23 protein-coding genes are annotated in these 26,223 nt (G+C 38.9%); 8 read left to right on the top strand and 15 right to left on the bottom strand.

What is annotated here, in order from left to right; all coding sequences use genetic code 11:
* Positions 1-69 precede the first annotated feature (69 nt).
* From IGK77_RS02345 to IGK77_RS02310, 8 genes are all read right to left on the bottom strand, one after another.
* Positions 70-939 carry an SPFH domain-containing protein gene (locus IGK77_RS02345; RefSeq protein ID WP_074800383.1) on the bottom strand — a complete coding sequence of 290 codons (870 nt, stop codon included), beginning with the start codon at positions 937-939 and terminating at the stop codon, positions 70-72.
* A gap of 26 nt (positions 940-965) precedes the next feature.
* Positions 966-1,457, bottom strand: coding sequence for a DUF5348 domain-containing protein (locus tag IGK77_RS02340; protein ID WP_034690033.1), 492 nt, complete (start codon positions 1,455-1,457; stop codon positions 966-968).
* 195 nt (positions 1,458-1,652) lie between these two features.
* Entirely contained in the window at positions 1,653-2,516 is an 864-nt protein-coding gene (locus tag IGK77_RS02335; RefSeq protein ID WP_256209279.1) for a DUF4097 family beta strand repeat-containing protein, read from the bottom strand.
* A 3-nt stretch (positions 2,517-2,519) separates the two neighbouring features.
* Positions 2,520-3,134: a DUF1700 domain-containing protein gene (locus tag IGK77_RS02330; RefSeq protein WP_438712891.1), complete on the bottom strand. Its 615-nt coding sequence runs from the start codon at positions 3,132-3,134 to the stop codon at positions 2,520-2,522.
* Positions 3,127-3,444: a PadR family transcriptional regulator gene (locus IGK77_RS02325; protein WP_010736371.1), complete on the bottom strand. Its 318-nt coding sequence runs from the start codon at positions 3,442-3,444 to the stop codon at positions 3,127-3,129. The genes IGK77_RS02330 and IGK77_RS02325 overlap by 8 nt, the downstream gene beginning before the upstream one ends.
* 359 nt (positions 3,445-3,803) lie before the next feature.
* Positions 3,804-4,130: a hypothetical protein gene (locus IGK77_RS02320; RefSeq protein WP_074800390.1), complete on the bottom strand. Its 327-nt coding sequence runs from the start codon at positions 4,128-4,130 to the stop codon at positions 3,804-3,806.
* A 200-nt stretch (positions 4,131-4,330) separates the two neighbouring features.
* Positions 4,331-5,395, bottom strand: coding sequence for a HAMP domain-containing sensor histidine kinase (locus IGK77_RS02315; protein ID WP_074800393.1), 1,065 nt, complete (start codon positions 5,393-5,395; stop codon positions 4,331-4,333).
* Positions 5,395-6,063: a response regulator transcription factor gene (locus IGK77_RS02310; RefSeq protein ID WP_074800396.1), complete on the bottom strand. Its 669-nt coding sequence runs from the start codon at positions 6,061-6,063 to the stop codon at positions 5,395-5,397. Before IGK77_RS02310 ends, IGK77_RS02315 begins: the two co-directional genes overlap by 1 nt.
* A 145-nt stretch (positions 6,064-6,208) precedes the next feature.
* On the opposite strand from IGK77_RS02310, the gene IGK77_RS02305 reads away from it, so the two are divergent.
* The gene (locus IGK77_RS02305; RefSeq protein ID WP_074800399.1) at positions 6,209-8,545 is read left to right on the top strand and encodes an ABC transporter ATP-binding protein/permease; all 2,337 of its coding nucleotides are present in this window, start codon (positions 6,209-6,211) and stop codon (positions 8,543-8,545) included.
* A gap of 281 nt (positions 8,546-8,826) precedes the next feature.
* Here the strand turns inward: IGK77_RS02305 and IGK77_RS02300 are convergent, their stop codons facing one another.
* The 3 genes from IGK77_RS02300 to IGK77_RS02290 form a co-directional block, all read right to left on the bottom strand.
* Positions 8,827-9,117, bottom strand: coding sequence for a DUF1905 domain-containing protein (locus IGK77_RS02300; protein WP_074800402.1), 291 nt, complete (start codon positions 9,115-9,117; stop codon positions 8,827-8,829).
* Between the two features lie 111 nt (positions 9,118-9,228).
* Positions 9,229-9,936: a DUF4811 domain-containing protein gene (locus tag IGK77_RS02295; protein ID WP_074800404.1), complete on the bottom strand. Its 708-nt coding sequence runs from the start codon at positions 9,934-9,936 to the stop codon at positions 9,229-9,231.
* On the bottom strand, positions 9,933-11,405 hold the full coding sequence (locus IGK77_RS02290; RefSeq protein WP_074800407.1) for an MDR family MFS transporter: 1,473 nt from the start codon (positions 11,403-11,405) through the stop codon (positions 9,933-9,935). The genes IGK77_RS02295 and IGK77_RS02290 overlap by 4 nt, the downstream gene beginning before the upstream one ends.
* A 134-nt stretch (positions 11,406-11,539) precedes the next feature.
* Here IGK77_RS02290 and IGK77_RS02285 point away from each other — a divergent pair, with 134 nt between their 5' ends.
* On the top strand, positions 11,540-12,007 hold the full coding sequence (locus tag IGK77_RS02285) for a MerR family transcriptional regulator (protein ID WP_074800409.1): 468 nt from the start codon (positions 11,540-11,542) through the stop codon (positions 12,005-12,007).
* A 188-nt stretch (positions 12,008-12,195) separates the two neighbouring features.
* Here the strand turns inward: IGK77_RS02285 and IGK77_RS02280 are convergent, their stop codons facing one another.
* On the bottom strand, positions 12,196-12,744 hold the full coding sequence (locus tag IGK77_RS02280) for a PadR family transcriptional regulator (RefSeq protein ID WP_074800411.1): 549 nt from the start codon (positions 12,742-12,744) through the stop codon (positions 12,196-12,198).
* Between the two features lie 103 nt (positions 12,745-12,847).
* Here IGK77_RS02280 and IGK77_RS02275 point away from each other — a divergent pair, with 103 nt between their 5' ends.
* Both IGK77_RS02275 and IGK77_RS02270 read left to right on the top strand, forming a co-directional pair.
* The gene (locus IGK77_RS02275; RefSeq protein WP_023519065.1) at positions 12,848-13,381 is read left to right on the top strand and encodes a phenolic acid decarboxylase; all 534 of its coding nucleotides are present in this window, start codon (positions 12,848-12,850) and stop codon (positions 13,379-13,381) included.
* Positions 13,382-13,645: 264 nt separating this feature from the next.
* Positions 13,646-15,325, top strand: a complete 1,680-nt coding sequence (locus IGK77_RS02270; protein WP_065096534.1) for a hypothetical protein — start codon at positions 13,646-13,648, stop codon at positions 15,323-15,325.
* Between the two features lie 291 nt (positions 15,326-15,616).
* On the opposite strand, the gene IGK77_RS02265 is transcribed toward IGK77_RS02270, so the two are convergent.
* Together IGK77_RS02265 and IGK77_RS02260 are read right to left on the bottom strand one after the other, a co-directional pair.
* The gene (locus IGK77_RS02265; RefSeq protein ID WP_074800412.1) at positions 15,617-16,447 is read right to left on the bottom strand and encodes an endonuclease/exonuclease/phosphatase family protein; all 831 of its coding nucleotides are present in this window, start codon (positions 16,445-16,447) and stop codon (positions 15,617-15,619) included.
* A 128-nt stretch (positions 16,448-16,575) separates the two neighbouring features.
* Complete coding sequence (locus tag IGK77_RS02260) at positions 16,576-18,738, bottom strand: PTS transporter subunit IIBC (RefSeq protein WP_074800414.1); 2,163 nt, start codon at positions 18,736-18,738, stop codon at positions 16,576-16,578.
* Between the two features lie 284 nt (positions 18,739-19,022).
* Between IGK77_RS02260 and IGK77_RS02255 the strand changes: the two genes are divergently transcribed.
* The 4 genes from IGK77_RS02255 to IGK77_RS02240 all read left to right on the top strand — a co-directional run bounded on the left by IGK77_RS02255 (position 19,023) and on the right by IGK77_RS02240 (position 24,057).
* A complete protein-coding gene (locus tag IGK77_RS02255; protein ID WP_074800416.1) occupies positions 19,023-21,317 on the top strand; it encodes a glycoside hydrolase family 65 protein in 2,295 nt (764 codons plus the stop codon).
* Complete coding sequence (gene pgmB, locus IGK77_RS02250; protein ID WP_074800418.1) at positions 21,310-21,975, top strand: beta-phosphoglucomutase; 666 nt, start codon at positions 21,310-21,312, stop codon at positions 21,973-21,975. The genes IGK77_RS02255 and pgmB overlap by 8 nt, the downstream gene beginning before the upstream one ends.
* A complete protein-coding gene (locus IGK77_RS02245; protein WP_074800421.1) occupies positions 21,968-22,978 on the top strand; it encodes an aldose epimerase family protein in 1,011 nt (336 codons plus the stop codon). The genes pgmB and IGK77_RS02245 overlap by 8 nt, the downstream gene beginning before the upstream one ends.
* Before the next feature lie 62 nt (positions 22,979-23,040).
* Positions 23,041-24,057, top strand: coding sequence for a LacI family DNA-binding transcriptional regulator (locus IGK77_RS02240; RefSeq protein WP_074800424.1), 1,017 nt, complete (start codon positions 23,041-23,043; stop codon positions 24,055-24,057).
* Between the two features lie 508 nt (positions 24,058-24,565).
* Here the strand turns inward: IGK77_RS02240 and tyrP are convergent.
* Positions 24,566-25,984 (bottom strand): tyrosine-tyramine antiporter, encoded by a 1,419-nt coding sequence (gene tyrP / locus IGK77_RS02235; RefSeq protein ID WP_074800427.1) that lies wholly within the window; start codon positions 25,982-25,984, stop codon positions 24,566-24,568.
* Positions 25,985-26,223: the final 239 nt, after the last annotated feature.

Here is a 26,223-nt window from a genome sequence, read left to right as displayed (position 1 = left end):
TTTTTTTATTGATTCAAACCGATATTCATTGGAGAAAGCATTCCACTGACGGATGCTTTCCTCATTTAGCTATTTTTCTTTATTATTTCCAGTATTGATCACTGGTTGCGTGCCTTTATCAGTAATGATTGATACAAGTAGATTGTTGATCAATTGGACCTTTCGATCATCGGTAAAAGCGATATCCTGTCCTGCTTCGATTTGTTCCAGAGCCATTTGCGTCATCGACACCGCGCCTTCAACGATGGTTTGACGGGCGGATAAAATGGCCTTAGCTTGTTGTCGTTGCAACATCGCACTGGCAATTTCTGTTGCATAAGCCAGGTGATTTAATCTTGTCTCTAAAACTTCGACCCCCGCCACCGATAAACGTTCTTGTAATTCTTTTGCCAATTCATCTGAAATCGCAGTGGTATTTCCACGTAAAGTAAGATCATCCTCGTTGAATGTGTCATATGGATATTGACTGGCAATGTGACGAATGGCGGTTTCACTTTGGATTTCAACAAATTGATGATAGTTTGCTACATCAAAAAGCGCCTTAGCTGTATCTACTACCTTAAAAACGACGACAGCGGAAATCTCGATTGGATTCCCATCTAAGTCATTGACCTTCAACAGCGAACTATTGAAGTTTCGAACTTTTAAAGATAAGTTGATTTTTTGTGCAAAAGGAATCGTTAAGAAAAACCCGCTCTCACGAATCGTTCCAATGTATTGCCCAAAAAAGACGATTGCCTTTGCTTGGTTGGGGCTGACTACTGTCAGTCCACTGATTGCTAAGAAAACGAGCAACCACAAGAAAATCCCGACAATTGAAAAGCCAACTAAAAATCGAGCAACCCCTATGAAAAATAATAAGATTCCTGCGATAAACACTAGAAGAATGATGAACAGCCCTATATAGCCATTGATTGTGAATGCCTTTTTTTCTTTCATTTACTCACTCCTAATTTTGCTTAGTTCTATTCTGTTTTTTTACGAATCCTTGCCATGGCTCCTTCTAATTCCAATTCTTTGTCTTCCGTGATATACCAACCGTTTTCGTGTACGCCACCTGATGCTTCTGGCAAATATTCTAATCGTGTACGGACCCACTGTTTTGTTTCAGTAAAATAGTCTTCCACTAAGATCTCTAAGTCCATACCAGCGGATAATTCAAGATTCTCACGAACCGATTTGAAGACAAATCGCTCACTTGCTTGATCGTATTTTAAAATACCCGTATCGATGATTGGCAGTGAATAATAATCTAATTCTTTTTTCACTTTCAATAGATGTTTGAACATTTCGTTGTACACTTGCTCAAGTTGTCGACCTTCGGAATTATTTGGATATTGGATCGTTACCCTTTCTTTGTCTGTATCATAATACTTGGTACTCAGTTCTGTTAAAAAATGATGCAATTTCCCTAATTCACTTTTCAATTCTTCTCGCTTGATTTCCTCTGTTTTCATTCAATATTCACCCTAGTTTCCCCATATATGTACGTTTTTCCCTTTCCTTATTCTACTATATTATTGAATGATAGGCGATAATATTTCATGTAAAATAAATAAAAAAGCGTATAATTCCTTATTCCATAAAGAATTATACGCTTTTTCAACTATTTATTCGTTATTTTGAAAAAGACAGTCTTGACTGTTCAACGATTAATCATACTCTCCGTAATCTTCATCATCCATCGGCGGCTCTTCATCATCTTCATTCGTCAAGTTCACTTGACTATTATAAGCAGTCACTTTGAGATCTTTGTTTCCTTGATTGTACGTCTTCGTTGTCAAAGATTCATAATTTTTGTTGATATAAGAATCCCCTTCAAGTGTCACAGCTAATCCTTGCTCTTGGTTGTTATAAAAATCAATACTACTATTATGAAGTGTGACTTCGCCTTTGATTGATTTTTCATTATCGTTAAAAATGATACTGCCATCACTTGTAGCTAATTTGACTTTATCTATCGAAAACTCGTGTAAATCTAGTGAGCCCATTTGATTTTCTACAGTAAGAAGTTCTCCACTTACTTCATTGATCGATGTCCAAGTATTTGCTAAATTCAAGTTGATTTTCTTACTATTGAACTCATCTAAAAATAATTCATTGTTTTTCCCTTCAACCACTAATTCTGTTAAGGACATGGTTTTAGGGATCGTGATTTTCAACATCGAACGTGTGTCTGTCACGTTGATCATCACTGCTGGCGTTTGACCGTCAGCTGAGATATCCAATGTGTGATCTTCCAGATTGATTTTTGGTTTTTGCGTTTTATCATAAGACGTTTCAACCCCAAAGTTCACGCCTCGTTGGATCACGATATTTTGGTAATCTGCACGGACAACGATTTTTTCGATTTTTTCAGACGAAAAATCTTTTGTTTCGCGAGCCATTTCTATGATCCTTGGTCCACCTTCCCACGTCAGACTCGTTTGGGCACCAGAGGCATAACTTAATCCTGCCATCAAGCCACCAGTGACCATCAGTCCCAATCCTATCCCCAAGATATATTTTAATTTCATTTTTTACACCCCACTATTCGTCGTATGGATCGCTCGTTTCGTAATAAACCGGCGTCCTACCCACTTGACAAAGTTCATCATCATTTGGAATAACCATTTAGTTCCTTTTAACAATAATGGTGCAAAGAAAACGGCACCTCCCGTGGCAAGTAACCCTAGTCCTACAAAGAACAGCCCACTAGCAATCGATTGTTGCAAGACAGCAACACCTGAAATGATCGAAAATAAACCTACTCCTAAAATACTGATACATACGACATAGATTCCAATGATCACGCCAATTAAGCCAATCAGAATACCAAAAATCGCCAGAATAAAAGCTAATGCTAAAGGAATCAATAAAGGTGATGCACACAACCCGATAACGATCATCCAAATCAAACGGATTTTCCGTTTAGGACTTTGGCTGTATTCTGATTCATCGTCGTCTTGTTCCGAGTAATAATTGATTTTCAGCTTCAGGGCAAATTGCTTTGGTGAGCCATATTCATCCACGACTTCTTCTACTATTTTGCCAGAATCCAAGAAGTATTCTTCATAATACTGAATAATATCAAAGCGATCATCTTCAGGTATTTCTTGAAGTTCGTCCAACACATCATTTAAATATTCATTCATTCGTATTCTCCTCCAGTAATCGGTTTAAGGAATCTCGAAACACGATCCATTTATCAATGATTTCTTCTAAATGTTGACGTCCTTTCGGAGTTAAGCGGTAATATCGGCGATTTCTACCTTCGAATGGTTCGTCGTATGTTTCTAAGTATTCTTCTTTTTTTAATCTGCGTAAAACAGGATACATCGTTGATTCACTGACAGATAAACTTTCTTGGACGATCTTCGTTAATGCGTAACCGTACATGTCTTCTCTGCTCAAAGCCGCTAAAACCGTACCATCAAGTAAAACTGTTGGGACTTGGATATGCATTACTTCACCTTCTTTATAGTTTGCAATATTTTATATTTACCAATATTATATCACGTATAATATTGTTTGCAAGTAAAATTCCCAATCATCCCCCTGATTACTTCAATCTTCGCGAAAACAATGCTAATTATCATAAAAATTCTGCTTACAAAAAAGGAACAAAGACCGTAATGATTTCTGGTCTTTGTTCCTTTTGAATACTTTTTTATTATCCTCTTACCTACAACAAAGCAAATACGATAAAACTTAGTGCAAAACCTAGAAAAACGGCAAGAGAGAAACGGATCACTTCTTTTTTATTCCTATTCAACCACGTTTCATTCATCTTTCGCTACACTCCATTCTAAAATAGTCAGTTGCTAATTTGGATAAACAGAGGTGACATGATCGTATTGCTGTGCATGCTTATTGGCAGCAGAAACTGCTGTCCCAGGGAATAGATGCCACTTACTATGATAGCCGCAGGTATGGCATTTCCAATAATAACCGATACCACGATCTGCTTGTTTTTCGTCCTCTGCACTTGAACTTGCCACAAGTGTACTCAAGACCGAATCCTGTTTCAATAATACAGTGGGAGTACCATGAGAATGAGTTGCTTCATCTGCAATGACTATGGGATTGGCTCCGCTCAGTCCAACACTTAACGTCAAAAGTCCGAGCAATAAACCGACTTGTTTTTTCAATTCCTATCATTCCTCCAATAACGGTTATTAGAAAAATATACGAATGCTCACTTATGTACGACTTGTTTTCGTACACTTTTCCAATTATATATTACTTGAAAAATACACCTTAGAACGATTAAATCAGAAGTGGCATTTTTTTCTTCGTTTTTGTTGGTTTATTGCTCCTATAGATCATTAACTGTTCACTTCTCTGGATCTTATTCCATCGGAGAATTTGGTTGCGTGTTTTCTTTGTCTAATTGAACGATGACGGTCGTACCTACTTTTGGGATACTGTTATAACTGATTTTTCCATGATGCAATTCAACGATTTTTTTGACTAGTGATAAGCCCAGCCCATTCCCAGAAAATTGACGACTGGATTCCCCTTGATAAAATTTCTCAAAGAGTCGTGCTTGTGTTTCTTGATCCATTCCCACGCCAGAATCTGTCACTTCAACGATCACTTGAGTGGCATTTTGTGTTAGGCGAATCTTGATTTTCCCTTGTGGTTGATTGTACTTGATGGCATTGTCCATGAGATTCAGCCAGACTTGATATAGAAATTCTTCATTACCGACAAAGTTGACACTTTCTAGATCGATCTCCAGTTGAAGGTGTTCTTGCTCCCATTTAGGTTGTAAAAAAACAATCACTTCACGAATCTGTTCATCTAAACGAAAAGGGCGCTTTTCTAATTTAATTCGCTGATTTTCTAATTTATTCAATTTCAGTGTGTTCTCTGTCAATTGCGAAAGCTGAGTGATGCTCTCAATGATCCGTTGCAAGAAAACCTGCTTTTCTTCTTCTGAAATGTTAGGTGCCTGCAATAATTGGACGTATCCTTGGATCGTGGCAAGCGGCGTCTTGAATTCATGAGAAACATTGGAAACAAAGTCATTTCGTAACGTTTCGATACTACTCAATTCTTGGACCATCACGTTGAAATCTTTGTATAGTTGCTGCACTTCTTCGACTTTTTGTTGCTCATCCATCCGAATCGAAAAATCGCCAGTTGCTACTTTGCTCATATTCGTTCGTAAATCACTGATCGGCAGCAAGATCCGACGACCGACAAAGATCGAGATTCCTGTGCCCACCATCATACTAAATCCTGCAAAAACGACTAAAGGAAACCATGTCGCTTGTTGCTCTGAAGCAGGAACTGTTTTATGTGACAGTAAGAAAATAAAACCTAAGAAACACAACAAAGTAACTAAAATGGAAATAAACACAATACAAGCAAAATAAATCCATAATTGCGAAAAGATTTTTTTACGCATCAAATCACCGCCTTATAGCCTAAGCCGCGAACTGTCATGATCTGGAAATCATCATTTTCAATAAAACGCGTGCGTAATCGTTTGATATGCACATCGATCGTCCGTTCTTCCGTATTGGTATCCAACCCCCATATATCATCCATTAATTGTTGCCGTGTAAAAATCTTATTTGGATAAGAAAGTAGTTTGTACAATAATTGAAATTCTTTTTGTGGAAGTAAGATGGCTTGATCTTGCTTGATCACTTCATAGGTTTCTTGGTTCAAGCTAGTTTGTCCGATGTTCAATTGGTGGCTATGATTGATTTTCGCTCGCCGTAACAAGGCTTCTACCCGCAATACCATTTCATTGACATCTACTGGTTTAGTCATATAGTCATCCGTTCCCAGTTGAAATCCCTTCTTTTTATCTTCAAAATCTGCTTTCGCTGTGATGATCAACACAGGTGTTTCTACGCGACTGCTTCGTAAAGTTTCCAACAGTTCATACCCATCCATCACAGGCATCATAATATCTGTGATGATCACATCCACTTGAGTACTCTCTAATCGCTTCAAAGCTTCGGTCCCATTTGCAACGGCGAAAACCAAAAAACCAGCGCGTTCTAAAACGGATTGATAAAGTTGTTGCAAACGCTCATCATCTTCTACTAATAATATTCGATTCATCATTTCTCCTCATGTAATTATTTGAAAAATTTCAGTTTTTTTTCTGATTGTTCATATTCAGTTAACATTCATTCATTATACTACGTTCGTTGTTCTGTTATACTTATTAGTATAACGAATATTTCAAACGGAAAGAAGGGTGACAATGTTACAATTAAAAGAGATAAAGAAATATTATAAAGTTGGTGAAACAACGACAAAAGCATTAGACGGCGTATCCGTCGCTTTTAGAAAAAAAGAATTTGTAGCCATTTTAGGCCCAAGTGGTTCTGGTAAAACAACCATGTTGAACGTGATCGGCGGCTTGGATAATTACGATTCTGGCGATATGGTCATCAACGGAAAGTCCACCAAAGATTTTAAAGATAGCGATTGGGATGCTTATCGTAATAATTCCATCGGTTTTGTATTCCAAAGCTATAACTTGATCGGTCATCTAGGAATCATTGAAAATGTTGAGCTTGGGATGACATTAAGTGGTGTCTCTAAAGACGAGAAACGGAAAAAAGCGGAGGAATCATTGCGTCGTGTTGGTTTGACCGACCACATGCACAAAAAACCCAATCAATTATCTGGTGGACAAATGCAACGTGTCGCGATTGCACGTGCTTTAGCCAATGATCCTGATATCCTTTTATGTGATGAGCCAACCGGTGCTTTAGATACAGAAACAAGTGTCCAAATCATGAAGTTGATTGAAGAACTATCCAATGAGAAACTAGTGATCATGGTCACACATAACCCTGAGTTGGCACATGAATATGCCGATCGAATCATTGAGTTCTCAGATGGAAAAATCGTTTCTGATTCTAATCCACATATCGAACGTCCAAAAGATGATCAATTCAATCTACGTCGGACAAAGATGAGCTTTTGGACCGCATTAAAATTATCTTTCAATAATATTCGCACGAAAAAAGGCCGGACATTCTTGACTTCCTTTGCTTCAAGTATTGGGATTATCGGGATTGCGATCGTATTGGCCCTATCTACAGGATTCCAAAAACAAATTGATCAAACACAGTCAGAAACGATGGCTCGTTTTCCCATTACGATTTCCAGAGTCACCACTAGTCCTCCTTCTGAATCGGATGGCTTGAGTTCCAACACAGCCGAATATCCAGATACGAAAACTGTTACCGCAAAAATCAGCGATGAAGACCGTGCACAACATACGAATAATATCGACCAAGAATATGTTGATTATGTAACGAGTATCGATCCTGATTTAAGTAATAATATTGGTTTTACCCGCACGACTGGTATCAATTTATTAAGAGATGTTGACGGCGAAGTACAGCCTGTTAGCTTTTCGAATCAAAACCCAGATTCTGAATCACTGTCCTTCTCAAGTGCGATGTCTTCCATGACTGGCGTGGGGGTTTCTAGTTTCCCAACACAACTAGACGACCAAAAAGACAATTTCTTAGAATCAAATTACTCATTGCTTTCTGGTAGTTATCCTACCTCTGCAAATGATGTCGTATTGATCGTGGATGGCAATAATAATACCAACATCAATGCGTTGAAAAATTTAGGGTTTGATGTGAAAGACGGCGAAACGCTTGATTTTGACAAAATCGTCGGAACGACTTTCAAATTAGTGAACAATGATACGTACTATACAAAATTACCGACAGGAAACTTCATTCCTAATACGGATTACCAAGCGATGTATGACGATGCAACAAGAGAAGTTAAGATTTCTGGTATTCTACGGGTCAAATCTTCTTCTACGATGAATCTATTATCTCCGGGTATTGCTTACAGCGACCAATTGACAACAGAAATCGTCAATGAAAACAAGAATTCTGAAATCGTTCAAGCGCAAAAAGACAGCGATATGAACGTATTGACGACCGAAAAAGTAGATGACTCAGCAAAACAAACATTGATCAGCTACTTAGGTGGAGATAGCTTACCTTCAAGTATTATGATCTATCCAAATAATTTTGGCGATAAAGAAGAGATTCTAAACTATTTAGATGAATTCAACAAAGGAAAATCAGATGAAGATAAAATCGTCTATTCCGATTTAGCTGGAACGATGACCGAATTGACTGGTGGATTGATGGATGCCATCACGTATGTCTTGATTGCTTTTGCAGGTATTTCACTTGTAACAAGTATGATCATGATCAGCATCATCACTTATACTTCTGTGATCGAGCGGACGAAGGAAATCGGTGTCTTGAAAGCCTTAGGTGCGCGTAAGAAAGATATCACACGGGTATTCGATGCTGAGACTTGTATCTTAGGGATTTCTTCTGGTTTACTAGGGGTCTTGATTGCTTGGCTAGCGACTTTCCCAATCAATAGTCTCTTGTACAATATGACTGATTTAGAAAATGTTGCTCAACTAAATCCTGTACACGCCTTGATTTTGATTGTTGTATCAACGATCTTAACGATGTTAGGCGGACACATCCCAGCTCGTATGGCAGCGAAGAAAGATGCAGCGATTGCTTTAAGAGCAGAATAGTAAAATATAATAAAAAAAAACACAGTTGGTTTTGACAAGTAATTTCAAAACCAACTGTGTTTTTGCTTTATTCTTTTGGAAGTAACCTCTTCGGAAATAAGACGGAATCCACCAAAATTTGAAAAGCAATTTTCGTGGATTCCGTCTTATTTCTCGAGGCTGAACACTTCTGTTCCGACCTCATCCATACTGTGGATTTTTTTCTTTCCGCAACTGTTAATTTGATCACACTATTTGTTTGAATTTGAGAGACAAGATATGACTAGCGGTAAAGTAATAATTCACCCGGATGTTTTGACAACGGTTACTTTCACTATATCGCCAATATCCTTACCAATCTTTTGGCGAATGTCTTTGCGTATCCCTAAGATATAACAAATCGTGCTGTCTTCATTTTTTATGCCCATATTCACAATGCTACCTTCATAGGGTTCACCATCAAAAGTGGCAGAAACCTTGATTCTTCCAACATTGTACAATGCCTTCACATCATAAGGAAAGATGACGTATGCGCCACCTTTACCAACTTCAGAGGCATAGATTTTAGATTCAAATTTATGTATTTCAGTCATTATTTCCCCTCCTTTTTTTCAGTATAACAAAGAAATGGAACCGATTGAATCAACAATAAGAAAAACTGTTCGTACTCGGCTGAAAAGACCTGAGTACGAACAGTTTTCCTTTTACTTCTTCACTTCTGCGACTAATTTTGCCAATGCTTGTTTTTGATAAGCTGTCGCTAAGTCTTTTGATACTTGTTGTTGTTCTTCTTGAGACATCGCTGGATTTTGGGCAATAGCCTTCATCAAGCCTTCTTTGACAAATTTTTGTGCATCGGCTTCCATCGTGCTTTTTTGTTCTTCGACACGTTTTGCCAACTCAGAAGCTTGGTCAGTACTTAATTCGATCCAATCATTCGGAAGTTTGAACGTATTGACCCGGCGTTCATATTCATGGTTATTATCCGCTAAGTTGAACCAGAATTTGTATTGGTCATTTTTATAGACCCAATAAGTTGTTTCACTGACTTTTTCTGCTTTGCCATCCGTTTGTTCAACCTTATTTGTTTCATTTTTTGTGCCAGTAGCTTTTGGTTCTTTTTGCTTGTCATCTGTTCGATATAAGTAGACTTTTTCTGTCCCATCTCCTAGTGACTGATAAAGCAACATATTTACGTCTGACTGATCCGCACTGGAAACGAGCGGAGTCGTTTTTGTTTCTGTCACTTCTTCCATACCAAAATGATTAGTGATATTTCCTACGATCAGCCCTAACGAGAGAACAAACAGTAAGCCAAAGACGAGTGAAAGAAGTGTTTGCCACCTTTTTTTGGCAAACACATTCGTCAAAGCAAAAGCAATGACACTGGCAATCAATACGAAAATAATCATGCGTTATCCCCCACTTCCACCACTACTGGTTCTTTTCTTTTTAAGAAGAAAGCAATCGCAAAACCAATCAAGCCGAATATGATTGCGACAAAGAAGGCCGCATGGTAACCAGATAAAGTCGCGTTGATTGCTTGATCTTTATAGGCTAAAGGTGTACTTTTCAACACAGCATCCGTTGGTAGATTATCTTTCGTAACATTCGTCAACACACTGATCAAAATCGCAGTTCCGATCGAACTTGCGATTTGGCGGAAGGTATTGTTCACCGCTGTTCCGTGGCTGATCAAGTTGTTAGGTAAAGCATTCATTCCTGATGTTGTCACCGGCATCATGACCATTGAGATCCCAAACATTCGGATCGCATAAAGAATGACGATATACAAAACAGGTGTCGTTTCAGTCAAGAAGGCAAAAGGTGCTGTAGCTGCTGTTAGGATGAACATCCCAACAATCGCAAGACGTTTTGCCCCGTGTTTATCAAAAATCGCACCAGTGATTGGCATCATGGCACCCATGATCAATGCACCAGGAAGCAACATCAAGCCAGAGTGGAATGCCGATTCTCCACGAATATTTTGAATATACAATGGCACGACCATTTCCGCACCGACCATCGCCATATTCGTTACGCCTGCTAGGATCGCTGCAATCATAAAGGTTGGTGATTTAAAAACGCGCAACTCTAAGAATGGATGTTCTAAATGTAATTGGCGCCAAGCAAATGCGGCGATGAAAATCACACCAACGATCAAGAAGCTGATTACTTTCGTACTTCCCCAACCGGCGTCTCCTACGCTTGAAAATCCGTACAGCAAACTACCAAATCCAATTGTTGAAAGAATGGCAGAGAAAATATCGATACTTGGATTGGATAAAGGAATCACACTCTTCATCAAAAAGAACGCAAGTACTAAAACAAGAACGACGATTGGAATAACCATTCCAAATAAATCGCGCCAATGATAGTTATCAATGATATAACCAGATAGTGTTGGGCCTAATGCTGGGGCTAATCCGATAACGATCCCAGACATTCCCATAGCAGAACCTCTTTTTTCTGGTGGGAAGATCGATAGCATGATATTTTGCAATAATGGCATAGATACCCCTACACCACACGCTTGGATCAAACGTCCAATCAGTAGCGTACTAAAGTTAGGAGCAGTAAAACAGGTAATCGTTCCAATCAAAAAAATCGTCATAGCTGACAGATATAATTTTCTAGAACTAAATTTATTGATCAACCAAGCAGTAATCGGAATCATGATCCCGTTCACTAGTAAAAATCCTGTTGTCAACCATTGCACATCAGAAGCTGAAATATCAAAAGCTTTCATTAATGCTGGAAAAGCAGTTGTCAATAAGGTCTGATTCAAGACCGTACAAAATGTCCCAATCAATAACACGACAACTAATAGTGTACGATTATATGGTTTTCCGTAAATATCTACGGGTTGATTCTTACTCATATTTCGCCTTCTTTCTGAATGTTTTCTGAAATCACTAAGATACTTTATTCCTATTTTTAACTTTTGTCAACCTACTTGACACGATAGTCAACAAAAGTATAATTAAGGGAACAACCAACAAAGGAGTGTGACGAATGGTGGGGGCTTCACTTAAACAATTATTGGAAAATGACCATTTATTAGTAGGCATCAGTGAATTGAGTGAGATCGTCGGAGTTTCACCACGACAATTGAGATACTGGGAACAAAAAGGCTTTATTCAATCCGTTACTGCTGACGCGAATTGTTCAAGAAAATACCGATTACCGACAGTGGTCAAAGTTGAGATCATCAAGAAATTTTTAGATGAAGGGTACACGTTGACCAAAGCCGCTGAAAAAGCACAAGAACGTTTAAACAAAATGAGCCATGTCCGAAAAGTATTCTCAAAATCCATTAAAGATATCCAGTTAATTGATGAACGTTACACACTCCTTTTGATCGGTGATTTTAACGATATGGAACAGTTATGTATTATTCATGACGAAGAAACGGATGAACTGTCCTATAAAATCTTCCCAGCAGATGAAACGATCGATCCTAAAAAAGTACTGGAAAAATAAGAAAGATCGCAGGTTGATTTTTTTACTCCATTAGAACTTATAGCGACATGCTACAGTTAAATAAAAAAGCCACCACGAGGTCGGGACAGAAGTGTTCAGCCTAGAGAAATAAGGCGCCATCCACGAAAATTGTTTTTCAAGTTTTTGTGGATGGCGCCTTTTTAAGTTGTTTGTCATAAACTTTCCATTTATTTTCTTATTTCTTGTTCCAATACTTGTGTCAACCAATTGATATATTCGGTTTCTCGATTGATTGCGTGAGACAAGATCAGGTAATGGCCATAATTTGCATGTTGCTCTTTTTCTGTTGGAAAAATCACTTGTTGTCGGGCGAATAAATGCTGTCTTTTTTCTTCATGAAGCTCCTTTTGCTGTTCAAGGATCTCGATCCATGTTGGATCATTGATATCTTTTACAAAATAAAGTTTCAAGACAAATTCGTCTCGATTGACTGGAAGTTCATTTGGCGAGGCATGGATCCATTCGTTTAACAAAACACGCCCTTCTTCAGTCAGCTGATAAATTTTCTTTTCTAGCTTGACTCCAGTAATGCCTACTTCATGTTTGATGATTCCTAGTTCTTCCATTTTGGCCAGTTCAGGATAGATCTGACTATGCTTTGCCTGCCAGAATTCACCGATTTCATTTTTGAATGCTTGATTCAATTCATACCCCGTTTGATTTTTTTTGCTCAGTAATCCCAGTAATATATAGCGTAATGTATTTTTTCTAGCCATCAAAATTTCCTCCTTGACATTCTCTCAAAATCATTCTATCATAATCACGTAATCAAAAACATGTAAATTATTACATGTTTCAATTTAAAGGGAGATGTTTTACATGAAACAATTCAAAAACTTAGAAGATTTTATTGGAACTCACTTTATCTATACTTATGACAATGGTTGGGAATATGAATGGTATGCAAAAAATGACCACACCGTTGACTATCGTATTCATGGCGGAATGGTCAAAGGACGTTGGGTCAAAGATCAAGAAGCAGATATTGTAAAATTAACAGATGGTGTTTTTAAAATCACTTGGACTGAACCAACTGGTACAGACGTTGCTTTAGACTTTATGCCAAATGAGAAAAAACTCCATGGCACGATTTTCTTCCCTAAATGGGTCGAAGAACATCCAGAGATCACTGTCACTTTCCAAAACGAACATATTGCGGAAATGGAAGCTGCTCGTGAAAAATATGAAACATACCCAAAACTAGTCGTTCCAGAATTTGCGACAATTACTTATATGGGTGATGCGGGTGTTGATAATGAAGATGTAATTAGCGAAGAACCTTATGAAGGCATGCCAAAAGACATTCGTGAAGGTCGTTACTTCGACGAAAACTACCGTCGCATCAATAAATAATCACTCTACCTCACTCGTATAAAATCAAAAGCCACTCCTTCAATTGATGAAGACCAGTGGCTTTTTGATCATTATAAACGGAGGCTTTTGTTTCTACCCTTTATTTTATTGTAAATAAATGTGGTCATTTAACTTTTCCAATTGATTTCTTTATGATTTACATAAATAATTTCATGTTATTTTCAAATTTTTTCTAATTCCTTGCCTCTCTTTTCATTAACCTTTATGATAAGTTTAGTTATTATATGAAAAGGAGCCAAACAGTTGAAAAAATATAGACCATATTTTTTGATTTTTATTTTCGCAATTATTTTCGTATTGCCAAATATATTATCACACAAATTGATCATCGGGGCTGATGCGCCATTTCATTACAATCGTTTTTATGATGCAGCCCAACAAATTATTCACGGAGACTTACACTACTTCCCATCGATGTATGGCTTTCAACAAAGCGGTCGGATCGTCAATGCAATCTACGGTCCCTTATTCTCATACTTTCAAGGGTTGATCGTACTCGTTGCTAGAAGTTGGTATCATTACCAGATTTTATCGAATTTTATCCTCTTCCTTATCGCAGGTTGGTCCATGTTGACTTTGTTGCGTTATGTAAAAGTACGTGAATGGGTAAGTGTACCGGTTTCAGTCCTGTTCATGACGACCTATTCGATCCAATATTGGGCTGTCAATCAAGGTTTTACGAGCTGGGGAACAGTATTTTATCCTTTATGTATGATCCCGCTCGTTGATTTCATCGTGCATAAAAAATTCCCTGTCCTCAAAGTAACTGCGGCGATTGCATTGATGACACAGATCCATCTGCTATCTTCTGTGATGCTAGTATTGATGTATATTCCTTTTTATGGGTATTATTTCTTCACACAAACCAACAAGGGAAAAGCTCTTTTACAATTAGGGAAATCAATTTTGCTTTACTTTATCCTAACGGCAAACATCTGGGTAGGTATGGCGATGGTTTACAGTGGGAATGAGATTCTTCCACCTTTCGTCAATCGACGCATGACAGAGAAATCAATCAATCTTGAGGGAAGTTACTGGTTGAATTATCCGAAAATCCTACCTGTCGTTTTATTTGCTGGATTTTTATGTTTCTTATTGTTCCGAAAAAGAGAAGAACTGTTTCCAAAACTTTTGTTGCGCACAAGCGTTGTGTTCTTCTTACTTTCAACCAGCCTGATCCCTTGGAATACATTAGTTGAAAACGAAGTACCATTTATTAGCTTGATCCAGTTTCCGTTTCGTTTCTTTGTTCCATTTACCTTGCTTTTCTTACTTTACTTTGCGATTGTCGCCAATCGTTGGGAAAACAAAACCTGGTTACGGATAGCTGCGACCTTACTGATCCTGATCAGTTCTGTTCAAACCATCCAAAACTTATACCGTCACCTCGATAAATGGGAAGATGAAACCTTTGTCAGTCGTCATACGTATTTGTTCGATACACCTGATGAAGCAAGAAAAACCTTCTATAGTCGTGATATGTCGAAAAGTTTATTTGTTTTCCAAAAGACAACACCAGACTATTTGCCGATCTATAAACAAACGACAGCGAATAAATACGATCGCTACAATGAAGAAATTTTAGAAAATGAAACAACGTTTATCAAATCCCATCCTGATGGTCGGTTGAGCATCAAATGGAAAAACACTGGTGAGCCAACTGTTCATGTACCAGTCATTGTTTATGATCGCACCGTTTTGATGCAAAATGGACAGAAATTAACGGATATTGAATTGACCGATATCGGGACACCGATCGTCAAGCAGCATAATGGCATCAACGAAATCATTCTCTATTATGACCTTCCAGTCTATTTCTACTTTGTTGTTGCTGCGACTATTGCGGGTTGGCTATCCTTTTTAGGCATCTATCTTTCACAAAAGTTTAATTTTAGGAAAGAAAAAAATGTAAAAATCAGCTAGACTATCATTTTTTAGATTATGTGAAACATCTATCATCTAGGCATAAGAATAAGCGAGGGTGTGACAGATTGACTGTCACACCCTCGCTTAGTTTTAAAATTCGAGAGTAGATAATTTATCCTTTCTCAGCAGACATTCTCTTAGTTAATCGTTATATAAAACGTAAGCAGGTGGGTATGAAAAATCCTAAGACTTGTCAGCTCTTATTCGTTCGCTTTATCTTGATCAATCCAATCGTTTACCTCATCAAACTTATTTGAGTGAGTCCACCTACGGCAAAAAGCACCTATCTTATAGCTCCATTTCCACAGCTACCCCAAAATGATCACTAACGACCGGGCCATTCGTCCCATCAAAGACGCGCGTATACGTACTGACTTTACTCTGTGCTGGAACAAAAATATAGTCGATCCGCAGTGCTTCTGTATTGTTTTCCCAGCCATCGATTTTTTTATCGATCGTGGCTTCTTCAGATTTTTGTTCGGCTAAAACATATGAATCTTTGATGTTCAATTGGTTATCTTCATTAACTAAGCGATACCCTTTCTCACCTGCTGGATTATTAAAATCACCCATCAACAAGCAAGGTATTTGATAAGTTAGGAGTTCTTTCTGTAAGAATTGCCACTCGTAGGCAAAGCCCTTTTCTATATCTGACCACCAAGAGAAATGACAGCTTGCGACAACGATTGATTGATTGTCAATAACTGTTTTGGCAACAAGGATCATGCGTGTACGGTAGTTTTCTTTTTCTTTTGTTTCAGACACTATGTATGCCCGACTATCCAAAGGAGCCTTTGATAAAATAGCGTTTCCTTCTTCGTACTTGTCATAACCAATATGACTCATTTCCCAACTCCAAAAATAGGATTCTCCTGCTTCTGCCAGTCGTTGGATCAAACAATAAGCGAAATTGTCTTTGTGGATGGGGGTCTGATTCGTTACTGGACAAAAACCGACTAGCTCTTGTTCATTTACGATTTCTGTTTCAATCAGTTGATTGACCTCTTGCAAAGCAATTACATCATAGCTCTCAACTAAAATCTTGTCTGCAAGCTCTTGTAGTTTAGTTATTGGTTCTTTTTCCAACCAACTATGTGTGTTCAATGTCATTATTTTCATTTTTTCGGAACCTCTCTTCTATTTTTACATAAAAATCAGAGACTGCTACGTCAGCGCTGATCATTGAAGAAATCTCTCCTCAATCGTCTCGCTTTTTCGTCACAATCTCTGATCACTTCTTTTATTTATTATAGCTTGATTTTTCCGATTTCTGTACCCATTTCAACAGAACCAAGGGTGGTGATCGCAATTTCTTTCACTTTATCATCAGTGAAAACAACCATGATCGTTGTATCTTTTCCTTGTTCTTTGACTTTTGCAAGATCCATGCGTGCAATCGGCATACCTGGTGTGACTTCTTGTCCTTCTTTCACAGATACTTCAAATGCAGGTTGCGCCATTTGGACAGTATCGATTCCCATGTGGATCAGTACTTCTGCGCCTTCAGCTGTTTCCATCCCGATGGCGTGTTTCGTTGGGAATACGCTAACGATTTTACCCGCTACTGGAGCAGTGATCGTATCTGTTTCAGGAATGACTGCAAAACCGTCACCCATCATTTTTTGTGAGAATACTGGATCATTGACCGCTGCTAAAGCAATCACTTCTCCTTTGGCTACTGCGTACAATTCTTTTTCGATTCCTAATGCTGCTGTCGCTGTTTCTTTTTCCATCACGACTTCTTTGACTTGTGGTTCAGGAATATCTGCCCCTGATTGCAACAAATCTTCAATATCTGATTTTAACACATCTGCTTTTGGCCCATAAACTGCTTGGACACCATTGTCTTTGACGATCAAGCCCATTGCACCAGCACGTTTCCACGCGTCTTCTGAACCAACTCTGCCTCGATCTGCCACTGTTACACGTAAACGCGTCATACAAGCATCCACGTCTTTGATATTTTCTTTTCCACCTAATAAATGGATGATTTGGATAACTTGTTGATCCGCAGCTCCTGTTGTCGTGCCAGCGGTTGTTTCTTCACTATCATTGTCATAGTTTCCGTTACGTCCTGGTGTCGCAAAGTTGAATTTCTTGATCAAGAAGTTTGCTAAGAAATAAGTGACTACGCCAAAGAGAATGACACAGATGACGAAGTTGATCAAATCGCCGCCAAGTCCTGCTTTGATCCCTAATGGTGTTCGCGTCAATAATTCGATATTCCCGAAGGAGTGGACACGTAATGGTAAGATATCCGCCATCGCAAAAGCTGCCCCTTGGATCACTGCATAGATCGCATACAGTGGAACTGCCGCAAACATAAACATAAATTCTAGTGGTTCTGTTACCCCTGTTAAAAAGACAGCTAAAGCAGCGGAGAAATACATGGATTTGTATTTTGCTTTTTTGTCTGGATCGACATTGCGATACATCGCAAGCGCCATCCCCATCAAAATACCAGAAGAACCAATCATCTGACCGACTTTGAAACGTGCCGGTGTCCAATTATTCAAGACGAATTCATATTGTGCCATGTCTCCTGCACCTCGCAGGTTCACTAAGTCAGTTGCCCATGCTAACCATAATGGATCTTGACCAAATACCTGTGTACCGGCTTGTGCGCCAGATAGAATCTCATATGTTCCACCTAATTGCGTATAGTTGATTGGAATCGTCAACATGTGGTGTAAACCAAAAGGTAGTAATAACCGTTCTAATGTTCCATATAAAAATGGTGCTAAAATTGGTGCGCTATCTTGCGATTGTGCAATCCATAAACCAAAGTTGTTGATTCCTGCTTGAATGGCTGGCCAGACTGCTGCCAAAATAAGAGCTACGATCGTTGACCAAAGAATCACTACAAAAGGAACAAATCGTTTCCCATTAAAGAAAGAAAGTGCATCTGGTAATTTACGGTAGTTATAGTATTTGTTATAAGCCATCGCACCGACGAACCCAGCGATGATCCCTACGAATACCCCCATATTCAATGCTGGAGCTTCTAAGACACTCGTAAAGAATCCTTTCACCATGATTCGTGTACCGAACAACGTATGTGTGAAAGCATCTTCGTTTGCTAACATCTCTGTTGTGACACCGAAGATTGCTCCTGTGATCCGATTGATCAAAACAAACGAGATTCCGGCAGCGAATGCACCACCTGCTCGTTCTTTTGCCCAACTACCACCTATCGCTAATGCAAATAATAAATGCAAGTTCCCAATAATTGCCCAACCAATACTTTCAAGAACGCCACCCGTAGTGACAAGTGCTGCCATGTTCGGGTTGATCAATGGGATCGATTTCCCGATACTGATCATTAAACCAGCAGCTGGCATAACTGCTACAACGACCATTAAAGCCTTTCCAAATTTCTGCCAAAAATCAAAACTAAACATTTTCTTCAATTTCTATCTCTCCTTTACGCAATCGGTTTCGTTAATCCGTATTATAGAGGTAATTCCTTTTTTTGTAAATGCTTTATTTTTATTTTATTTATTTTTTTATCCAAAAGCATGATACATCTAATATATTAAGAATTATATAGATAAACTATGACAAGTATGCTTTCCATCCCCTTGCGAAGTGTCCGCCAATAAAAAAGATTGAGTATTTATCAGTTTACTATTGACTGACGCAACCGGTTGCGTTTATTATAAACCTAAGAAATGAAACATTTAGGAGGAGAATCATGAAACAAATCAAACGCTTATTCCAAATCGACCCTTGGAAAATCAGCACGACAACATTAGATAAAGAAAACTTGCGTTTACAAGAGTCATTGACAAGTATCGGAAACGGCTACATGGGAATGCGTGGTAACTTTGAAGAAACGTACTCTGGGGATCATCACCAAGGCACTTATTTAGCAGGTATCTGGTATCCCGACAAAACTCGTGTGGGTTGGTGGAAAAACGGCTATCCTGAATACTTCGGCAAAGTCATCAATGCAGTAAATTTTATTGCAATGGATATTTACATCAACGACCAATTGATTGACTTAGCTTCACTAGATCCAGAAGATTTCTCTTGGGAATTAGATATGAAAAACGGGGTCTTATCTCGTCAATTTACGATTACGACAGGTACAAATAAAGTTCGTTTCTCATTTGAACGTTTCTTGAGTATTGTTAAAAGCGAAGCGGCCTATATTCGTGTAAAGGTTGAATTAATCGCCGGCTCTGCCACTGTAAAATTTGTTTCGAAACTAGATGGAAATGTTCAAAATGAAGATAGTAACTACGATGAGCATTTCTGGAATCAGATCGACCGTGGCACAAAAGACTCGATCGGTTATTTGACAACAAAGACCATTCCTAATGCATTTGATATTGAGCAATTCACCGTCACTGCAGGCATGCGTCATTTTATCAATGGAGAAGCAGCGACACCTATATTTGAAGAACAAACATTAGCGTTACAAGGTGTATTCTCGTATGATCTAACAAAAAATGATCCTGTGGTCGTGGATAAAGAAGTCTTGATTTTGACAAGTCGTGATATCCCTGAAGCACAACAAGTGGCAACACTTATGGATGAATTTGATCAGTTAACTACTCATTATGATGAAGCAAAAAAAGAACAAACAACCGCTTGGGCAAAACGTTGGGAATTGGCTGACGTAGTGATCGAAGGCGACGATGAAGCGCAACAAGGAATCCGTTTCAATCTTTTCCAATTGTTCTCTACTTATTATGGAGAAGACGAACGCTTGAATATTGGACCAAAAGGCTTTACTGGTGAAAAATACGGCGGTGCGACGTACTGGGATACAGAAGCTTACGCTGTGCCATTATATCTGGCATTAGCTGACCCGGAAGTCACAAAAAATTTATTGAAATACCGTCATAATCAGTTACCACAAGCCATCCATAATGCCCAACAACAAGGATTGAAAGGCGCACTTTATCCAATGGTGACCTTTACAGGTGTCGAGTGCCACAATGAGTGGGAAATCACCTTTGAAGAAATCCATCGTAACGGTGCGATTGCTTACGCGATCTACAATTATACAAATTATACTGGCGATACGTCTTATCTGAAAAAGGAAGGACTTGAAGTATTGGCTGAGATTGCTCGTTTCTGGGCGGATCGTGTCCATTACTCCAAACGTCAAAACAAGTATATGATCCACGGCGTGACTGGTCCGAACGAATACGAAAACAATATCAATAACAATTGGTATACGAATACGATCGCTGCATGGGTCCTTCGTTATACTCGTGAAAATTATTTAGCGTTCAAAGAAGAAACAACAATTGAAATCAGCGAAGAAGAATTAGCAAGATGGGCAGATATCGTCGAAAACATGTACTACCCGATCGACGAGGAACAAGGAATTTTTGTCCAACATGATACATTCCTCGACAAAGATTTGATGCCGGTTTCTGATCTACCACTTAGCGAATTGCCATTGAACCAAAAATGGTCTTGGGATAAGATCTTGCGTTCTTGCTTCATTAAACAAGCGGATGTGTTACAAGGTATCTATTTCTTCAATGAAGAATTTACAAAAGAAGAAAAACAACGGAACTTTGATTTCTATGAACCGATGACGGTTCATGAATCTTCTCTTTCTCCAAGTATCCATGCGATTTTAGCTGCTGAACTTGGCTTGGAAGAAAAAGCGGTCGAAATGTACCAACGTACTGCTCGCTTAGATTTGGATAACTATAACAACGATACAGAAGATGGATTGCATATCACGTCAATGACAGGTAGTTGGTTAGCGATCGTTCAAGGTTTTGCACAAATGAAAACCGCCCATGGCGAATTATCTTTTGCACCATTTTTACCAAACACATGGAATGCCTATTCTTTCCATATCAATTACCGCGGTCGCTTGATTTTCATCGCTGTTTCTGAGGAACAAGTCACATTTACATTACTGAATGGTGAGTCACTGGAATTGACTGTGTATGGACAAACACAAGAGCTAACAGATCAATTGACGATTCCATTAAGAAAGGACGATGCACATGTTTAAAGGTGTCCTATTTGATTTAGACGGTGTCATCACCGACACAGCAGAATTCCATTATCGCGCCTGGAAAAAACTTGGTGAAGAAATCGGGATTTCAATCGACCGAAACTTCAACGAACAATTAAAAGGGGTCAGCCGAGAAGATTCATTAACATTGCTTCTTGCTTATGGCAAGAAAGAAAATGACTTTTCAAACGAAGAATTCGCTGCTTTAGCTAAACGTAAAAATGAGTATTATCTAGAAATGATCCAAGAAATCACGCCAGCAGACGTATTTCCGGGTATCGTTCCTTTATTATCAGAATTAAAGGACACTGGCATCAAGATCGCCTTAGCTTCTGCTAGTAAAAACGGGCCATTGTTACTAGATAAAATGCAATTGACGGATTACTTTGATGCGATTGCTGATCCTAGCAAAGTAGCAAGTGGGAAACCCGCCCCTGATATCTTTTTATTAGCAGCTAAAGAAATCGGATTAGAGGCGACTGATTGTTTAGGTATTGAAGATGCAAAAGCAGGCATCCAAGCGATCATCGCAAGTGGTGCTTATCCTGTAGGAGTTGGACGCAAGGAAGATCTTGGGGAGGACATTCCGATCGTCGCTGATACGTCTTCGTTAACACTCGACTATCTACAACACGTTTGGCGCAAAGATGTCTGAACCAAGCATCTCTGTCCTCCCCATCAAACAAACAAATCTAAAAAAAATCACATTGAAGAACGACGAGCTAGAAGTCGTTCTTCTCAATTATGGCGCTCGCTTGCATCAAATATTCACAGCAGATAGAGTTGGACAAAGGGAAAATATCTTACTCTCTTACGACAATCTTCAAGATGTTTTATCTGATCATAGTTTTTTCGGTGCAACGGTTGGTCCAGTGGCAGGTAGGATTAGAAATGGTGAATGGGGCCCTAACCAACTAGAAAAAAATAATGGCAACCATCATATCCACGGCGGAACAAACGGCTGGTCCTTTCAGTTTTGGGAGGTAGAAGTATTCAAATCCCCTCAAGCAGTGGGTGTCGTCTTTTATTTAAAAGATACATTTTCAGGTTATCCTGGACCAATCACCGCGACTGTGACCTATCAATTAGAAGGAAATAGATTAGTGATGATCACTAAAGCCAACAGTGTAGTAGAAACGATTTGCAACCCGACAAACCATGCCTATTTCAATCTATCTGGAAATGGAAAACGTGATATCGATTCCCATCAACTCCAGATTCAATTAGATAGCTTGTTACTTTTGGATCATGACAAATTACCTACAGGGGAAACACTAGACAAAGCGGACTTACCAATCAATTTTCAAGAACCAAATACACTGACAGAGATTTTATCCAAGTATCCTTCAGGTCTTGATGACGTTTTTTTATTAAATACGCCTAAACTCACCAAAAATAGCTTAACTTTATCAGAAGAAGCTTCCGGTCGCCAAATGAATATAGCAACTACGAACAAAAGTATGGTATTATTTTCTACAACTGGGTTCGATGCCGATTTACAGATCAACGGTCAAAACATGCATTCTCATTTTGGCTTAGCGATCGAACCACAAGAAATACCAGATATCGTTCATTTTCCGGAGTTTGGCTCGATTACGCTACGCCCTGGACAAGAACGTGTCAGCCAAACAACTTATGAATTTAGTACATTCACTTAACCAGTTTTATTTAGCTTGGTTTCAAAGACGATGGACGATGAAAAAGAAAGGTGATTTAACTTATGGCAATTACAGTGAAGGATGTTGCAAAAAAAGCAGGCGTAGCGACATCTACTGTTTCTCGCGTGATCAATGACCATCCAAGTATTTCCGAAACAACGAAAAAGAAAGTACGAAAAATCATGGATGAACTAGGATATGTCCCCAATATCACAGCGAGAAATCTTGGTAAACGTGTATCAAGTGCTGTAGGTGTCATTCTTCCACCACTCGATTCCAAAGAACGTCTTGGCAACCCGTTTTATTTAGAAATCATGGAAGCAATCAACGAAGAAGCACGACATCACGGTGTGACAACAGCTATTGCTACCGCAAAAAGTTTCGACGTCTTATTAGAGAACGTTCAGCGGATGCATTTACAAAAACAAGTTGATGGTTTTATCCTAGTCTACTCCGATAGTGACGATCCAGTCATCGATTATCTTTATGAACAACAGATTCCGTTCACACTGATCGGACAACCGTACCATCATGAGAACGAAATCATCTACATTGATAACGACAATCAACTGCTAGGAAAGCAAGCCACCGAATTTTTGATCGATAATGGCCATAAAAATATTCTTTTCGTGACCAATACAACACATGAAAGTTTATACTTTGAACGCTATTTCGGTTATCAAAAAGCGATGATGTTAGCAGGACTGAACGCCCAACCAAGTGTGACCTTGGAACAGGCTGAAGATTACTTAGATTTTGACACGATCTTAAAAAAAGCTGAAGCGACAGCGCTAGTTGTTATCGATGATATTTTTGCTTTACGCACGATGCAACTCGCCCAAATGTATGGCTATATCATCCCGGAAACCCTTTCGATGATCAGTTTCAATAACTCGATTTTTTCTACATTGATGCATCCTTACTTAACAAGTATCGACATCGATATCTCTGAGTTAGGTCGAGTCGCGATGCAAAAATTGCAAGAACTGATCCATGAAGAAGTGAGCAATGGTGTACGCTTAGTGATCCCCCATCGTTTGATCAAACGCGAAACGGTCGTTCCATTGAAAGAAAAATAGGGCATCCATTCCTAGGCAGATCAAACAAAAATAGCAAAGCATCTTGTCTTCGGACAAAAGATACTTTGCTATTTATTTTACTAGTAATCAACTGATCCACTAACGATAAGTTCACATTTGTATTTAACTAGAAAAGAAATCTCTTCCATTCTTTCTAAAAATCCCTAATAATGTGGGTAAAGAGGCATGCGTTAACATGCCCCCTGTAGTCCGTTCAAAGCGGATGGCATTGATAGAGCATTAGAGCACGTCTACTTCGCCAAAAGTTGGGACGGCTCTATTTTTTTTGCTCTTGATTTTTTAAGAAAAACAACGAGCCCGGGATATTAGTCACCTTGCATCCCCTAGAACCGAATAAGCGGTGTTCCAGAAGTAACTCCTTCAGAAATAAGCGTGAAACCCAAAAAATTTGAAGAACAATTTTCGGGATTTCACGCTTATTTCTCGGAGCTGAACACTTCTGTCACAACCTCGTTGTTTTATATCCTCTAAGAGGGAGTTTCCCCCACTATTCTTTTAAGTCTGCTTCAACATCAGTCAACCAGGTTGTTTTCTTCACGCGATTGATGATCAGCGGAATAACGAACATCACGATCGCGATGACCGCAACAAGCAATGCATCCGCTAATGTTGAAGTTCCTAACGTTGAAACAACAACGGCGATAATTGCCAACATCAGCATACAGCTAACCAGCCACGCAAAGCCATTTCCTTTTTTACCGATTCGATAAGGACGAGGCAATTCTGGATGGCTAGTTCTCATTTTCACTAAAGATATGGCAATCAAGAGATATACGATGCAATAAATCACTGTTGTTGCATTCGTCAATGTAAGAAAGACCGCACTTACATCATCCATGACGCCATAAAGTAACGCAAAGAGGGAAATAACTACTGATTGCGTCAACACCACATTTCTTGAAACACCATATTCATTTTCTTTATGGAAGCCAAATTTTGGTGGTAAGAATCCTTCACGTGCTACTTGGATGATCGTTTTAGAAGGTCCAGTTACCCAAGCAGACAATTGTAATAACACACCAATGAAGACCATAAAGCTGAAGATATTACCGATGATCGTTGGCAATCCTAAAATATCACAATAGATCAATACTGGTTGTGTGATGTTTGCCAATTCCATTGTTCCTTCTGGTACGACATTTGCAACAAACAAGGCGTTGATGACATTCAATAAAACTAGTCCGATCAATGCAATAAAGACCCCTTTAGTATAGTTCTTCGTCGCATCTTTCAAACGAGGCATATACACTGAGCTCATTTCGATCCCTACAAAGATAAATGTGATCCCTGCCAAATATTTCAATGAATCACTGTGTTGTAGATCAGGCAGTGCTTTCGACCATGAAAAATCCCCTAAATAGCCATTTGAAACAAGTCCCACTTTGAAAAACGCTAAGATCCCCAAAACAAACATGATCACCACAGGAATATAAACGCCCAACCAAACACCAATATTCCCGCCGACTTTCGCCATGTCAAACTTCAAGTTGAGCAAGGTGATGATCCAGTAGATGACCAAGATACACCCTAAAACGAAGTAGTGATTGTTGCCAAGAGCGGCGTTCCCAAACGTATTCCCTAACAATGGACCTAAGGTAGAAGCGACCATGACCATTCCTGGGAACATTTGCACCCAGAGCAACCATGCAACGACAAATCCCCATTTACTACCTAGAGCTGTTTTGACCCAAAGTTGCGGGCCGCCTTCTTGTGGCAGCATCGTTGATAATTCACCAGAAATCATTGAAATGGGTCCAGCAAAAAACAAGACGGCAAAAATCGTGTAAAAAATCAATGTCCAACCAACAGCTGACAATGTTGGGATACTACGAACAGTGGCACATAGCGCCATGGTCAAACCAATAAATGTTCCTAGCCCCATTTTACTTACTTGAGCTTTACTCAATTTTGACACTCTCCTTATTAATAAATAAATAGGCGTGTCTTTGAAACTTTTCATTAACAGCAAATAAAAGCAAACGTATGGCCAACTTGTGCTTTGAGTATTTTTTGCTTGGATCATCAAGCTTCAAAGGCACTCCAACATGAAAGATTCGATAAGAGAAAGGAGGCTCATTCTTTATTCGTTTCGAACGAGAAATGAGCGCTCATTCTACTTGCTTTCTCTTCGCTAATCATAATATT

This window comes from Enterococcus sp. DIV0806c, assembly GCF_051710905.1.
In the GTDB taxonomy this organism is placed as follows: Bacteria; Bacillota; Bacilli; order Lactobacillales; family Enterococcaceae; genus Enterococcus_B; species Enterococcus_B mundtii.
Note: the sequence above shows the minus strand (reverse complement) of the source record. Positions and strands in the feature narration are given on the sequence as shown.

Coding starts and splice junctions, on each gene's coding strand:
- IGK77_RS02345 (WP_074800383.1), bottom strand. CDS start 939: ATGAAAGAAAAAAAGGCATTCACAATCAATGGCTATATAGGGCTGTTC.
- IGK77_RS02340 (WP_034690033.1), bottom strand. CDS start 1,457: ATGAAAACAGAGGAAATCAAGCGAGAAGAATTGAAAAGTGAATTAGGG.
- IGK77_RS02335 (WP_256209279.1), bottom strand. CDS start 2,516: ATGAAATTAAAATATATCTTGGGGATAGGATTGGGACTGATGGTCACT.
- IGK77_RS02330 (WP_438712891.1), bottom strand. CDS start 3,134: ATGAATGAATATTTAAATGATGTGTTGGACGAACTTCAAGAAATACCT.
- IGK77_RS02325 (WP_010736371.1), bottom strand. CDS start 3,444: ATGCATATCCAAGTCCCAACAGTTTTACTTGATGGTACGGTTTTAGCG.
- IGK77_RS02315 (WP_074800393.1), bottom strand. CDS start 5,395: ATGCGTAAAAAAATCTTTTCGCAATTATGGATTTATTTTGCTTGTATT.
- IGK77_RS02310 (WP_074800396.1), bottom strand. CDS start 6,063: ATGAATCGAATATTATTAGTAGAAGATGATGAGCGTTTGCAACAACTT.
- IGK77_RS02305 (WP_074800399.1), top strand. CDS start 6,209: ATGTTACAATTAAAAGAGATAAAGAAATATTATAAAGTTGGTGAAACA.
- IGK77_RS02300 (WP_074800402.1), bottom strand. CDS start 9,117: ATGACTGAAATACATAAATTTGAATCTAAAATCTATGCCTCTGAAGTT.
- IGK77_RS02295 (WP_074800404.1), bottom strand. CDS start 9,936: ATGATTATTTTCGTATTGATTGCCAGTGTCATTGCTTTTGCTTTGACG.
- IGK77_RS02290 (WP_074800407.1), bottom strand. CDS start 11,405: ATGAGTAAGAATCAACCCGTAGATATTTACGGAAAACCATATAATCGT.
- IGK77_RS02285 (WP_074800409.1), top strand. CDS start 11,540: ATGGTGGGGGCTTCACTTAAACAATTATTGGAAAATGACCATTTATTA.
- IGK77_RS02280 (WP_074800411.1), bottom strand. CDS start 12,744: ATGGCTAGAAAAAATACATTACGCTATATATTACTGGGATTACTGAGC.
- IGK77_RS02275 (WP_023519065.1), top strand. CDS start 12,848: ATGAAACAATTCAAAAACTTAGAAGATTTTATTGGAACTCACTTTATC.
- IGK77_RS02265 (WP_074800412.1), bottom strand. CDS start 16,447: ATGAAAATAATGACATTGAACACACATAGTTGGTTGGAAAAAGAACCA.
- IGK77_RS02255 (WP_074800416.1), top strand. CDS start 19,023: ATGAAACAAATCAAACGCTTATTCCAAATCGACCCTTGGAAAATCAGC.
- pgmB (WP_074800418.1), top strand. CDS start 21,310: ATGTTTAAAGGTGTCCTATTTGATTTAGACGGTGTCATCACCGACACA.
- IGK77_RS02245 (WP_074800421.1), top strand. CDS start 21,968: ATGTCTGAACCAAGCATCTCTGTCCTCCCCATCAAACAAACAAATCTA.
- IGK77_RS02240 (WP_074800424.1), top strand. CDS start 23,041: ATGGCAATTACAGTGAAGGATGTTGCAAAAAAAGCAGGCGTAGCGACA.